Source organism: Serinicoccus profundi (genome assembly GCF_008001015.1).
In the GTDB taxonomy this organism is placed as follows: domain Bacteria; phylum Actinomycetota; class Actinomycetes; order Actinomycetales; family Dermatophilaceae; genus Ornithinicoccus; species Ornithinicoccus profundi.
In genome coordinates this window covers 2241487-2254475 of record NZ_CP042862.1, presented here as the reverse complement: position 1 = coordinate 2254475, position 12989 = coordinate 2241487, and the positions used below count along the sequence as shown (strand labels likewise).

Genomic DNA, 12989 nt, shown 5'->3' with positions numbered 1-12989 from the left:
GGTGGGACGGCGCCTAGTCCATCGTGCTGGTGATCGGGCGGTCGTCCCGACGCTGCGGCACGAGCCGACGGCGGGTCGCCGTCTCCACCCGATTGCCGTAGGCACCGGTCACCGGGGGCATCTCGGGGCGCTCCATCTCCTTGCGCGCGTGGTGGTCGGTGCGGTGCTCGGGGCGCCACAGCTTGAGCGCGACGAGCAGCTTCTGCCACCAGGCGAGGTTCGCACCAGTGCTCACGAGATACCTCCAGGACGCCGAGATCGGATGCTTCGGCCTCATCCTCTCATCCCCTGGCGGGCCCGCGCCGAGCGTCTCCCACGCCGCGCGGGCGCGGCATACCCGCACCGGTGCTGACGTGCGCGGAAAACCGGTGGAGGACTGTCTGACCCGCGGCTTAGGCTGGCTCACGCCATGCGCGACTTCCCCCCTTCCGTCACCGCCTGGACCGACGCCTCGACGCCGTCCGGTCACCGGGCCGGCATCGGCGTGCCCGACACCCGCGGCCCGGTGCGCTTCCTGTGGTGGCTCCTGCGGCAGCAGGGCGACCTCGTGCTCGTCGGGTGCCTGTGCAGCCTGCTGTGGATGCTCCCGACGGCGCTCACCCCGTGGGTCTTCGGCCGGGCCGTCGACGAGGGCATCCTCGTGGGCGACGCCTCGCGCACGGCCCTCTGGTGCGGTGTCCTGCTCGTCATCACCCTGGTGGGCGCGAGCAGCGGTGTGTTCTACCACACGGTCGTCGTGCGCTCCTGGTTGTATGCCGCCTACGGCCAGACCCGCCTGGTCACCCACCAGGCCACCCGGCTGGGCCACGTGCTCCCGCGGCGCGCCCCGACCGGCGAGGTGCTCAGCGTCAACGGCAGCGACGGCGACCAGTTCGGCCACTTCATCGAGATCTTCTCCCGCCTCGTCGGCAATGTCATCGCCTACCTGCTCGTGGCCTTCATCGTGCTGCAGATCTCGGTGCCGCTCGGCCTCGTCGTGCTGCTCGTCGCGCCTGTGCTCGTCCTCATCTCCTCGGTGCTGCTCCGACCGCTGGCCGCCGCGCAGACCCGCGAGCGCAGCCGCGACTCCGAGCTGACCTCCATGGCCACGGACATCGTCGCCGGCCTGCGGATCCTGCGGGGCATCGGTGGTGAGCGGATCTTCGGTTCCAACTACGCCCGGCAGAGCCAGCGGGTGCGTCACTCCGGGGTGCAGGCGGGTGGCTGGGGTGCCCTCGTCGAGGCCGTGGGGGTGCTGCTCTCCGGGCTGTTCGTCGTTGCCCTCATGGTGCTCGGCGTGCAGCGGGTGCGCGAGGGTGACCTCGAGATCGGTGAGCTCATCACCTTCCTCGGGTATGCCCTCTTCCTCGTCCAGCCCATCCGGGTCGTCTTCGAGGCGGCCCAGCAGATCACCCGGTCCGTGGTGTCCGCGCGCAAGACGATCGGGGTGTTCGGCACGACCAACCCGTGGCCCGAGGGCGCCGCCACCGAGCGGGAGCGGGGTCACGGACTGGCCGCGGGCGAGCTGGTGGACGAACGGTCCGGGCTGCGGGCGCGGCCCGGTCTGCTGACCATGGTCGTGAGCGCCGTCCCCGACGAGACCGCGGCGCTCGCGGACCGGCTGGGCCGCTACCTCCCGGCCGGTGAGACGGTGCCAGGTGGCGACGACGAGGCGACCGGGCGTGCGGCCCGCAGGGCGGCCCGTGATCGGGCCGACCAGCGCCGCGAGCTCGAGCGTCTCGACGCCGAGCGGGCCCGTGGCGCCTGGGAGGTGCGGCTGGGCGGCACCGACCTGGCGGACCTGCCGCTGGAGCAGGTGCGCGAGCTCGTCATGGTGAGCGACACCGCCGCCCACGTCTTCGCCGGCACGCTCCAGGACGCCGTCGACCCGCACGGCACCCTGACCCGCGAGCAGGCGGAGGCGGCGCTCCACGCCGCCGCGGCCGAGGACGTCTTCGACATCCTTCCCGGCGGCTGGCAGGGCGTGCTCGACGAGCGCGGGCGCGGCCTCTCCGGTGGGCAGCGGCAGCGCCTGGTGCTCACCCGGGCCCTCGCGGCAGGCGCGCCGGTGCTGGTCCTCGTGGAGCCGACCTCGGCCGTCGACGCCCACACCGAGGCCCGCATCGCCCAGCGCCTGCCGGAGCACCGGGCCGGGCGCACGACCCTCGTCGTCACCGGCTCGCCCCTGCTGCTCCACCACGCCGACGAGGTGGCCTTCCTCGTCGACGGCGAGGTGGTGGCGACCGGCACGCACGACGAGCTGGTCGAGCGCCACCCCGGCTACCGGCGCATCGTGCTGCGCGGTGAGGCCGCCGACGACCCCCAGTCCGACCCCGACCACCAGCGCACGACGGAGGTGAACGCATGACCGACCTGCTTGATGTCGACCTGCGCGAGCGCTCGGCCCGCACCTGGCGGGACGCCGCGGACAGGGCACCCGTCGTGCCCGACCTCCTGCGCCCACCGCCCCCCGGTTCCGTCGGGGTCCGCGAGCGCCACCGGCTGCTGTGGGAGCGGCACGCCCTGCGCCGGGAGCGGGCCCGCGCCAACCTCGTCACCGCCCTCGACCCCGACCGCGGTCTGCCGGTGGCCACGGCCCGCACGGTCGTGGACTACCTGCGCGGCCTGCTCCGCGAGCGTTCCCGACTCGTCGTCCTGGTGACCCTGGCCAACGCGCTGGCCGCCGCGGCCGGCCTCGCCGTCCCCCTGCTGCTCGGTCGCCTCGTCGACGCGGTCGACGTCGCCGGCGGTGACCCGGCGCGGCAGGTCGTGACCGACCTCGTGCTGCTCGTCGTCGTGGTGCTCGTCGCGCAGGCGGTGCTGACCTTCGCCGCGAAGTCGCTGGCCGCCGTCCTCGGGCAGGGCGTGCTGGCGCAGGCGCGCGAGCACGTCATCCGGGCCGTCCTGCGCCTGCCGCTGGGCAAGGTCGAGTCCTCCGGCACCGGCGACCTGGTCACCCGGGTCACCCGTGACGTCGGGTCGATGAGCAGCGCCGTGCGCTGGGCCCTGCCCGAGTTCATCATCGGCGTCGTCACCGTGCTGCTCACGGTGGTCTTCATGGTGCTCAACTCCTGGGCGCTGGCACTCCCCACCCTCGTCACTGCCTCGCTGTCCCTGTGGCAGGTGCGCCGCTACCTGCGCGACGCGCCTGCGGCATACCTGCTGGAGGGCGCGACCTACAGCGACATTAATACCACCCTCACCGAGACGGTGGAGGGCGTGCGGACCGTGGAGGCCTACCGTCTGCAGGACCGCCGCCGCGGTCTCGGCGTCGACGACATCGAGGTCTCCTCCCAGGCCGAGCGCTACGGCCTGGTCCTGCGCAACGTGCTGTTCGCCGTGATGGACATGGCGTTCTCCGTGCCGCGGGTCATCACCCTCGTCCTCGGTGCCTGGCTCTACTCCAACGGTGCCGTGACGATCGGGCAGATCACCACGGCGATGCTCTTCATCGAGACGTTCTACGGCCCGTTCGACCGGTTGGTCGGCACGATCGATCGGCTGCAGGTCGGTGTCGCCTCGACCACGCGCCTGCTCGGCATCGCCGAGGTGCCCGCGGACCGGGTGGCGGGCGAGGCGCGGCCCGAGGGCAGCACGCTGGTCGGCGACGACCTGCGCTACGCCTACCGCCCCGGTCACGACGTGCTGCACGGCATCGACCTGCGGTTGGAGCCGGGGGAGCGGCTCGCGATCGTCGGGCCCTCCGGTTCCGGCAAGTCGACGTTGGGCCGGCTCCTGTCCGGCATCCACGCGCCGACCGGAGGCGCCGCCACGGTGGGCGGGGTGGCGCTCACCGAGCTGCCCCTGGAGCTGCTGCGCACCGAGGTCGCGCTCGTCACCCAGGAGCACCACGTCTTCCGTGGGTCCGTGCGCGACAACGTTGAGCTCGCGCGGGACGGCGCGGGTGATGAGGAGGTATGGCGTGCCCTCACGACCGTGGACGCGCGCGACTGGGTGGCGGCGCTGCCGCAGGGCCTGGACACCGTCCTCGGATCGGGTCACCACGAGGTGACGCCGGCGCAGGCCCAGCAGATCGCGTTGGCCCGGCTGATCCTGGCCGACCCGCACACCCTGGTGCTGGACGAGGCGACGAGCCTCATCGACCCCCGCACGGCACGACACCTGGAGGGCTCGATGAACGCCCTGCTCACCGGGCGGACCGTCGTGGCGATCGCGCACCGGCTGCACACGGCGCACGACGCGGACCGCATCGCCGTGGTGCAGGATGGCCGGATCGTCGAGCTGGGCAGCCACGACGAACTCATGGCCGCCGACGGGGAGTACGCCGCGCTCTGGCGGGCCTGGACCAGCTGAGTCCAGGCCCGGGCGTCAGCCGGAGTGCTCCTCCACGGCGGGGTCTTCGTGCTGCGGCTCGAGACCTGCCTCGGCAGGGGGAGCCACGTCGCTGGTCGCGCGATCAGGCTGCTCCGGTGCGGTGCTGTCCTGCTCATCTGCGCTCCGGTGCTGCTGCTGAGGCTGCTCCTCGTGAGCGTGTCGTTCTCCGGTCGTCGCCAGCTTGCCGAGCGTGCGCGGCCGGAGGCGGTCGTCGGCCTGGCGGCGCAGGCGTCGCGGGTTGAGCCCGTGCTGGGCGTTGTAGCCCTTGATGATGGCGGTGCGCAGCTCGCGGGCGGTCGCCTCCGGGTCGTCGGCGTCGTGCACGATCGTGTCGACCAGGCCCTGCGCCTTGAGGTCGAGCGCCGAGGCCTTCATCGTCTCCAGGGTCATCCCGACCTGCTCGACGCTGGGGTTGGCGACGCTGTAGAGGATCGAGGCGGTGGAGCGCGGCTCGGAGACGAAGCCCAGGGCGCTGTCCAGCATGATCGTCTGCCGGCCGAAGGGCGTCGTCGCCAGGCCGCCGCCGGAGCCCATCGCGCCGGAGATCACCGAGATCGTGGGGAAGGGGTGGGAGGCGGCCCGCTTGATGCTCTGGGCGATGGCGCGGGACTGGCCGCGCCGCTCGGCCGCCATCGACGGCATCGCGCCCAGGGTGTCGGTGAAGAAGACGATCGGCAGGTCCCAGCGCTCGGCCGCGGTCATCATGCGGACCGCATACTCGAAGTCCTCCGGGCTCGGGTTCGCCGGGCGCTTGCCGACATATCCCCCGGAGATCGCGTATGAGGGCTGGTCGCCGATGACCATGAACGACTGGCCGCGCAGGGTCGCGAGCGCCGCGATGATGCTCGGGTAGGCCTTCTGGTCCTCGAACCGGACGTGGTTGTAGAACGGGACCGCAGAGTCGAAGACGTGCCGCAGGAAGAACTCGGTGTCCAGTCGCCCGGCCCCGGCCGCGATCTCGTTGTAGCGCGCCATGAGCGAGTCGCGGGTCGAGGTGCTGTCGCGGTCGCGCCGCTCCCGGGGGATGTCGACTGACTCCTCGACCTCCTGGCGGTCCCACAGCGCCGCCGAGAAGCCCTCGGGCCCGGCCGTCATGGTGCGCGACCCCTTCTCAGCCGAGTGCTCGGCCCGGTCGTCCGCCTTGAGCCGGTGGGAGGTGCGGCCCGAGGCGAGGACCTGCCCGACGAAGGCGATGAGCTCCTCGACATCCTTGACGAGCACGTCGACGTTGCGGTCGAGGTAGTTGGCCTCCGCGCTCTGCAGGCCGCGCGGCACCTCCCGACCCTCGAAGGTCTCGATGACCCTCCGGCCGGCGAAACCGTAGTCGGTGCCCTCCAGCGCGACGATGAGGTCGGCCACCGGGACGGCGCTGGCCGACATGCCACCCCAGACCTGCCCGGCGAGCACCGAGATGTAGGGCCGGTTCGTCGTGTGCTGGAACTTGTTGGCCGCCGCCGCCATCCGCTGCATCTGCACCAGACCCAGCACGTTCTCGTGCTGACGGACCCCCGAGGAGGCCCCCATGCTGATGAGCGGCAGCCCCTCCCGCTCGGCCAGCTCGGCGGCCTGCACGAACTTCTCCCCGGCCACCTCGCCCAGGGACCCGGCGAAGAAGGACCAGTCCACGACATACACGACAGCGCGCTCGCGCCCGAAGTGTCCGATCCCGAAGCGCGCGGACTCGCTGTTGCCCGAGCGGGCCTCGGCGTTGCGCAGCTTGTCGGTGTAGCGCTCGATGGTGTCGCCGACCCGCCGCTGCAGACCGATGAGGTCGTCCACGACCCGCAGGTGGCCGAAGCGCTCCTGCAGGTTGACCGCCTCGAGGAAGGTGGTCACGGCCTGGGTGGGGTTCAGCCCCGGGCGGGTCTCGTAGAGGCTTGCGACGGTGCGCGGCACGACGGGTCGCCGGTCCAGCAGATCGGGGGTGACCCCGCCCTCTCCGTAGACGTCGTCGACATCGAGGTCGGAGTCTGCCGGGTCGGGGGTGTGACGGGGTTCGGCCATGAGCAAGAACGCTAGCAGCAGGGCGGGGGCCGATCTGACGCGACGGCCCACCGATAATGGCGTGGTGCTGTCCGTCCTCGAAGGGTTCTCGCTCATCGCCGCGGTCGTCTTCGTCGGGTGGCTCCTGGCGCAGACCGGCATCTTCGGTCGCGACGAGCAACGGATGCTGGCCCGGCTGACCTTCTGGGTCGGATCACCGGCCCTGCTCTTCCTCATCGTCTCCCGGGCCGAGGTCGGCGTGATCTTCTCCGGCTTCCTCATCGCCACGGTCGTCGCCGTCGCGGTCTGCGCGGTGGTCTACCTCCTCATCGCGCGCCGGGTCCTGCGCCGGCGGTGGTCGGACGCGGTGATGGGAGGGATGGCGGCGAGCTACGTCAACGCCAACAACCTGGGCCTGCCGATCGCCATCTACGTCCTCGGTGACGCGTCCTGGGCCGCGCCCGTGCTGCTCATGCAGCTGCTCTTCCTGCAGCCGGGGTGGTTGGCCGCACTCGACGCCACGCGGGCGGCGCAGGTGTCGTGGGTGCGGGTGCTGAAGCTGCCGCTGACCAACCCGTTGACGATCGGCACCGTCCTGGGGCTGGTCGTCAACCTTTCGGGCTGGGTGCCGCCGGAGGTGGTGCTGGCGCCGGTCGAGCTCGTCGCCGGTGTCGCGGTGCCCTGCATGCTCATCGCCTTCGGCATCTCCCTGCGGCTCTCGCCGCTCCCGGGGCGCGAGACCGGCCTCGCCGAGCCGGCGGCCGTCGTGGGCGTCAAGCTGGTCCTCATGCCCGTGGTGGCCGGGGTGGTGGCCGGGCCGGTGCTGGGTCTGCGCTCCGAGGAGGTGCTCGCGGCGGTCGTCATGGCCGCCCTGCCCACCGCGCAGAACGTCTACGTCCTCTCCGTCGCCTACAACAGCGGTGAGCGGCTCGCCCGCGACGGGGTCTTCCTGACGACCGTGCTCTCGCTGCCGGTCATGCTGGTGGTGATGGCGCTGCTGGGGTGACCTAGCCTGGAGGTATGCGGTTGAGCGAGTTCTGGGCCCTCGTCGAGCAGGAGTTCGGGGCCGGCTACGGGGCGGTGGTCACCCGTACCCAGACCCTGGGCAGCCTCGGTGGGCGCACGGCCGACGACGCGCTGGGGCAGGGCGAGCAGGTGCGGACCGTGTGGGAGGCCATCTGCCGCGACATGGACATCGCGCCGGAGCACCACCACCTGCCCGACCTCCCGGCGCGAGAGCAGCGCTGACGGATCGCAGGGCCACGGTCGGTGCCGCCATCTAGACTGACTCCGCATGGCAACGCTGCGCCTCTACAACACCGTCTTCGACTGTCAGGACGCGCTCGCGCTGTCCCGGTTCTGGGCCGATGCGCTCGGATGGGAGCTGCGGCAGCAGGAACCCGGGTGGGCGAGCGTAGGGGATCCGGGCGGGCCGCAGCGCCTCGGCTTCGGGCCGGTCACCGAGGGCAAGGTGGGCAAGAACCGGCTGCACGTGGACCTGCTGCCCGAGCAGGGCGTCAGCCGCGAGGCTGAGCGTGCCCGGCTGGAGGGGCTCGGTGCCCGGCTGCTGCATACCGTGCGCGAGGGCGACCTCGTCGCCCACGACGTCCTGACCGACCCCGAGGGCAACGAGTTCTGCCTCCTCGAGCCCCATCCGGACTACTTCGGATGACCGGTCGCGACAGGGAGACGGGCGGCGCGGAGGGCACGAGGTTGTGGCGACGCGGGCCGCGGCTGAGGTGGGTCTGGCTGTCGCTCGCCGTGCTGTGGCCCGTCGCCGCCGTCGTCTACGTGATGCAGGAGGGGGACTGGTGGTGGGTGGCGGTTCAGCTCGTCGTCTGGGTGCTGTGGATCTTGAACTTCGTCGTGTCCTCGAGCGGCACCGCGGCCGACTCCACGGGGCTCAGTCTTGGTCGGCAGCACGTGCCGTGGGACGAGGTCGTCGGGTTCCGTCGGCAGGGCCGTGACCTCGACGTCCTGACCGCATGCCGGGCGGATGGTTCCGAGATCCCCCTGACCGTGCCGGGGGACCAGCTCGACGAGCTCCTGGCGTATGCCCCCGCCCGGCTGCAGCATGCCGAGGTCCTGACCGGGAGCCGATTCGCCGAGCTGCGGAAGAGGGTCGATGAGGCCTGAGGAGGCGCTGACGAGGGTCGCCTACGACACCGTCGCCGATGTCTACGCCGACGCGTTCAGGGCGACCGAACCCGAGCAGCCGGTCGACCTCGCCATGATCGACCACTTCGTCGCCTCGCTCGGGGACGCACCACGCGTGCTCGACGCAGGCTGCGGTGCGGGCCGCATGCTTGCCCACCTCGCGGCGCGCGGCTGCCGGCCGGAGGGCGTGGACCTGTCGCCGCAGATGGTGCGTCGGGCGCGGGCCGACCACCCGGCATACCGGTGCACCGTCGGGAGCCTCACCGCCCTCGACGAGCCCGACGAGGAGTTCGACGGCGTCTTCTCGTGGTACTCCACCATCCACACGCCGGACGACGACCTCGACCAGGTCCTGGCGGAGCTGGTGCGCGTGCTCCGGCCGGGAGGTCACGTCCTGCTGGCCTTCCAGGTGGGGGAGGGCATGCGCGTCGTCGGCCAGGGCTTCGCCGCTCTCGGTCACCACGTGGTCATGCACCGGTACCACCGCAGTGTCACCGACATCGCCTCCCGGCTCGAGAGGCTGGGGCTGTCGGTGACCGCCCGGATGGAGCGTGGCCCGCTCGGCTCCGAGGCGGACCCGCAGGCGGTCGTCATCGCCCGACGCCCTGAGCAGTGACCCACCCCTCGGTGACCGCGCCGGTCGACCCCGGGGGAGCGAGGCCCGGCCTGCTCAGACCAGGTCGCGCTCCAGCAGCACCTCGGCGAGCTGCACCGTGTTGAGCGCAGCGCCCTTGCGCAGGTTGTCGCTGGAGATGAAGAGCACGAGCCCGCGGCCGTCCGGGACGGACTGGTCGACCCGGATGCGCCCCACGAGCGAGGGGTCCCGGCCCGCGGCGGCGAGCGGGGTCGGCACGTCGGCCAGCTCGACACCGGGTGCACCAGCCAGCAGCTGGGTCGCGCGCTCCGGGGTGATGGCCTCGGCGAACTCTGCGTGCACCGCGAGGCTGTGGCCGGTGAAGACCGGCACCCGCACGCACGTGCCCGAGACCGCCAGCTCCGGTATGCCGAGGATCTTGCGCGACTCCTGGCGCAGCTTGATCTCCTCGGTCGTCTCGTCGTCGGGGCCGAGGTCACCGGCCATGGGCAGCACGTTGAAGGCGATGGGGGCGACGTAGGCGGACGGCTCGGGTATGCGGACCGCGCCGCCGTCGTGGGTCAGTGCCTCGACCGGGACGTCACCGCCGAGGGCCGCCCGGGCCTGGTCGGCGAGCTCGCTGACACCGGCCAGCCCGGAGCCGGAGACCGCCTGGTAGGTCGCGACCCGCAGCCGCTCCAGCCCCGCCTCGGCGTGCAGGGGCCGCAGCACCGGCATCGCCGCCATGGTGGTGCAGTTGGGGTTGGCGACGATGCGTCGGCCGCCCTCCTGCACGGCGAGCGCCAGGTCGTCGGGGTTGACCTCGCTGACGACGAGCGGCACGGTCGAGTCCATACGCCAGGCGGAGGAGTTGTCGATGACGACGGCACCCGCGGCGGCGAACCGGGGGGCATGCTCCTTGGAGGCGCCTCCACCGGCGGAGAAGAGCGCCACGTCGATCCCCGAGAGGTCCGCGCTCGCGACGTCCTCGACCTCGATGTCGCGCGCCACGTCATACCCCTGGGCGCCGGCGGGGGAGCCCGTCCAGGGCAACGTCGTGCCGGCCGAGCGGGCGGAGGCGAGGTAGCGCACCGAGGCGACCGGGAAGGCGCGCTCGGCGAGCAGCCGTCGCATCACGGCGCCGACCTGGCCCGTCGCGCCGACGATGGCGACATGCAACCGCCGGGTCCCCTCGCCCGAGGTCACCTGACCGCTCGCGTCCTGGGTCGCGTCCTGCACGGTGCTCACCGTCCCGTCCCGCCGTAGACCACGGCTTCCTCGTCGGAGTCGAGCTCGAAGGCGGTGTGCACGGCGCGCACCGCCGCCTCGAGGTCCGTCTGGTCGCAGATCACCGAGATCCGGATCTCGGAGGTGCTGATCATCTCGATGTTGACCCCGGCGTCGGCGAGCGCGGAGAAGAGCTGGCTCGCGACGTTGGGGTTGGAGCGCATCCCGGCGCCGACGAGGGAGAGCTTGCCGACATGGCTGGTGAAGAGGACGTCGGAGAAGCCCATCTGCTCCTGCAGCGCGCGCACGGCGGCCACCGCGGTCTGGCCGTCGGTCTCGGGCAGGGTGAAGGAGATGTCGGAGGTCTCGGCGTTGGACGTCGAGACGTTCTGCACGATCATGTCGATCGAGACGCCCGCCTGCGAGACCGCGCCGACGACGGCGGCGGCGGCACCCGGCCGGTCAGGGATGCCGACGGCCGTCACCTTGCCCAGCGACTTGTCGTGGGCGATGCCGGAGATGATGGGTTCTTCCATGGTGTCCTCCGTGAGGGGTCGCCCGACCAGGATCCAGGTGCCTTCCTGGTCGGAGAAGCTGCTGCGGACGTGCAGGGGCACCTGGAAGCGGCGGGCGTACTCCACCGCGCGCAGGTGCAGGATCTTGGCGCCGTGCGCCGCCATCTCGAGGGTCTCCTCGATGGTGATGCGGGTGACCCGCTGCGCGCTGGGCACGATGCGCGGGTCGGCGGTGTAGAGCCCGTCGACGTCGGTGTAGATCTCGCAGACGTCGGCGCCGAGGGCCGCGGCCAGGGCCACGGCGGTCGTGTCGGACCCGCCCCGGCCGAGGGTCGTGATGTCGTCGTCGGTCGAGATGCCCTGGAAACCGGCCACGATCGCGACGGCGCCGTCCTCGAGGGTCCGCCGCACCCGGTCGGGCTGGACGTCGAGCAGGCGGGCCCGGCCGTGCGCGGTGTCGGTGCGCATGCCGGCCTGGGCGCCGGTGTAGCTGCGGGCCGGGACCCCCTGCTGCTCGATGGCCATCGCGAGGAGCGCCATCGAGATGCGCTCGCCGGCCGACAGCAGCATGTCCATCTCCCGCTCGGGCGGCGTGCCGGGGGAGATCTGGGCGGCGAGGTCGAGCAGGTCGTCGGTGGTATCGCCCATCGCGGAGACCACCACGGCGACACGGTCGCCCGCGCGGTGGGCGGCGACGACGCGCTGGGCGACGCGGCGCATCGCCTCCGCGTCGGCGACGGAGGATCCGCCGAACTTCATCACGAGCAGGGCCATGGGACTTCCTGTGCAGGGGGTATGACGGGGCAGCCGGACGGCGGCGTCCTGACCGAAGGTTCGAGCGGCCAGTCTAGGCCGTCGGGCGCCGTGGCCTTGACGCCGGGGAATCCCTCACCCCGCTCACCCCCACCGGGCGTCGCAGATGGTCGCCGGGCGGGCGGGGCATACCCTCGGGACATGGATGACGAGGACCGGATCGCACTGCTCATCGACTACGAGAACCTCGCACTGGGCTCGCGGGACCACCTCGGGGTCCCCTTCGACCTCCGGCCCGTGGCCGACGCGCTGGCGGAGCGGGGCAGGGTGGTGACGCGACGCGCCTACGCCGACTGGTCCTACTTCGACGAGGACCGCCGGATGCTGACGCGCAACCACGTCGAGCTGATCGAGATGACCCAGCGGATGGGCGCCTCGCGCAAGAACGCGGCGGACATCAAGATGGCCGTCGACGCGATCGAGACGGCCTACGAGCGCGACTACATCACGACCTTCGCGATCTGCACGGGGGACAGCGACTTCACCCCGCTGGTGCACAAGCTGCGCGAGCTCAACAAGCGGGTCATCGGCTTCGGAGTGCGGGACTCGACGTCGACGATGCTGCCGCCGGCCTGCGACGAGTTCCTCTACTACGACGACCTCGACGGGGTGGTGCCGGCGGACTCGCCCGACACCGAGGCACCCAAGAGCACGGGCGGCCGGGGCAAGGGGCGGGGCAAGGGTGGCTCTCGTGGAGCGGCGACCGCTGCTGCGGTGGAGCAGGTCGAGCCGGCCGCAGACGCAGACGCGGACGCCGAACCGGAGCCGGAGGAGGTCGAGGAGTCCACCACCGACCTCGCCTCGCTCGTGGCCCAGACCGTGTCGGGACTCCAGCGCAGCTCCAGTGGTGCGGTGACCGCATCGGTGCTCAAGCGCACCCTCGTGCGCAAGGACTCGACCTTCTCCGAGGCGGCCTACGGCTTCCGCGCGTTCGGCGAGCTGCTGGACCACCTCGCCGGCCGCGGCATCATCGAGCTCAGCGCGGGCCCGGCCAAGGGTGACCCGGAGGTGACGCTGCCGGAGGAGGGTGGTCGGCAGGAGGCCTTCGCGTTGCTGCGGCAGACCGTCGCCGAGCTCGACGACGGGTCGGGGGTGGCGCTGTCCGGGCTCAAGGACCAGGTCCGCGCCCGGCGGGAGGGCTTCTCGGAGAAGCCGCTCGGCTACGGCTCCTTCCTGCAGTTCTGCAAGGGCGCCGCAGCGGCGGGGCTCGTCGAGCTGACCCGTCGCGGAACGGGGTATGTCGTCACGCTCGCCTGAGCGGAGGTGCGGGTGGGGCGGCGCTGTGCCCGGGCGGTTGTCGGGTCCGCGAATCCCTGGCGCGACACGCGACACCCCCTGCGGGATGTCGTACAGGCTTTCGATTACCGTGGTCCACATGGTGCCGCCACAGGCGGAGCTGTCCACAG

Annotated in this window: 12 protein-coding genes; 8 read left to right on the top strand and 4 right to left on the bottom strand. The window is 72.1% G+C overall.

The window, feature by feature from the left end:
• Positions 1-13 precede the first annotated feature (13 nt).
• The gene (locus FA582_RS10430) at positions 14-235 is read right to left on the bottom strand and encodes a hypothetical protein (protein WP_010147809.1); all 222 of its coding nucleotides are present in this window, start codon (positions 233-235) and stop codon (positions 14-16) included.
• Positions 236-409: 174 nt separating this feature from the next.
• On the opposite strand from FA582_RS10430, the gene FA582_RS10425 reads away from it, so the two are divergent.
• Complete coding sequence (locus tag FA582_RS10425; RefSeq protein ID WP_010147808.1) at positions 410-2347, top strand: ABC transporter transmembrane domain-containing protein; 1938 nt, start codon at positions 410-412, stop codon at positions 2345-2347.
• A complete protein-coding gene (locus FA582_RS10420; protein ID WP_010147807.1) occupies positions 2344-4293 on the top strand; it encodes an ABC transporter ATP-binding protein in 1950 nt (649 codons plus the stop codon). Before FA582_RS10425 ends, FA582_RS10420 begins: the two co-directional genes overlap by 4 nt.
• A gap of 15 nt (positions 4294-4308) precedes the next feature.
• Here FA582_RS10420 and FA582_RS10415 read toward each other — a convergent pair whose 3' ends face one another.
• Positions 4309-6318: a carboxyl transferase domain-containing protein gene (locus FA582_RS10415; protein WP_010147806.1), complete on the bottom strand. Its 2010-nt coding sequence runs from the start codon at positions 6316-6318 to the stop codon at positions 4309-4311.
• Here FA582_RS10415 and FA582_RS10410 point away from each other — a divergent pair.
• The 5 genes from FA582_RS10410 to FA582_RS10390 are packed head-to-tail and all read left to right on the top strand — an operon-like array spanning position 6317 to position 9070.
• Complete coding sequence (locus tag FA582_RS10410; protein ID WP_081480570.1) at positions 6317-7303, top strand: AEC family transporter; 987 nt, start codon at positions 6317-6319, stop codon at positions 7301-7303. The genes FA582_RS10415 and FA582_RS10410 overlap by 2 nt on opposite strands.
• 14 nt (positions 7304-7317) lie before the next feature.
• Entirely contained in the window at positions 7318-7545 is a 228-nt protein-coding gene (locus tag FA582_RS10405; RefSeq protein WP_010147803.1) for a DUF3046 domain-containing protein, read from the top strand.
• A gap of 46 nt (positions 7546-7591) precedes the next feature.
• Positions 7592-7969 carry a VOC family protein gene (locus tag FA582_RS10400; protein ID WP_010147802.1) on the top strand — a complete coding sequence of 126 codons (378 nt, stop codon included), beginning with the start codon at positions 7592-7594 and terminating at the stop codon, positions 7967-7969.
• The gene (locus FA582_RS10395; protein WP_010147801.1) at positions 7966-8433 is read left to right on the top strand and encodes a hypothetical protein; all 468 of its coding nucleotides are present in this window, start codon (positions 7966-7968) and stop codon (positions 8431-8433) included. Before FA582_RS10400 ends, FA582_RS10395 begins: the two co-directional genes overlap by 4 nt.
• On the top strand, positions 8423-9070 hold the full coding sequence (locus FA582_RS10390; RefSeq protein ID WP_010147800.1) for a class I SAM-dependent DNA methyltransferase: 648 nt from the start codon (positions 8423-8425) through the stop codon (positions 9068-9070). The genes FA582_RS10395 and FA582_RS10390 overlap by 11 nt, the downstream gene beginning before the upstream one ends.
• 54 nt (positions 9071-9124) lie before the next feature.
• Here the strand turns inward: FA582_RS10390 and FA582_RS10385 are convergent, their stop codons facing one another.
• Together FA582_RS10385 and FA582_RS10380 are read right to left on the bottom strand one after the other, a co-directional pair.
• Entirely contained in the window at positions 9125-10267 is a 1143-nt protein-coding gene (locus tag FA582_RS10385; protein WP_420181529.1) for an aspartate-semialdehyde dehydrogenase, read from the bottom strand.
• Positions 10268-10272: 5 nt separating this feature from the next.
• Positions 10273-11544, bottom strand: coding sequence for an aspartate kinase (locus FA582_RS10380; RefSeq protein ID WP_010147798.1), 1272 nt, complete (start codon positions 11542-11544; stop codon positions 10273-10275).
• 180 nt (positions 11545-11724) lie between these two features.
• On the opposite strand from FA582_RS10380, the gene FA582_RS10375 reads away from it, so the two are divergent.
• Positions 11725-12840, top strand: coding sequence for an NYN domain-containing protein (locus FA582_RS10375; protein ID WP_010147797.1), 1116 nt, complete (start codon positions 11725-11727; stop codon positions 12838-12840).
• The last annotated feature ends 149 nt before the right edge of the window (positions 12841-12989 follow it).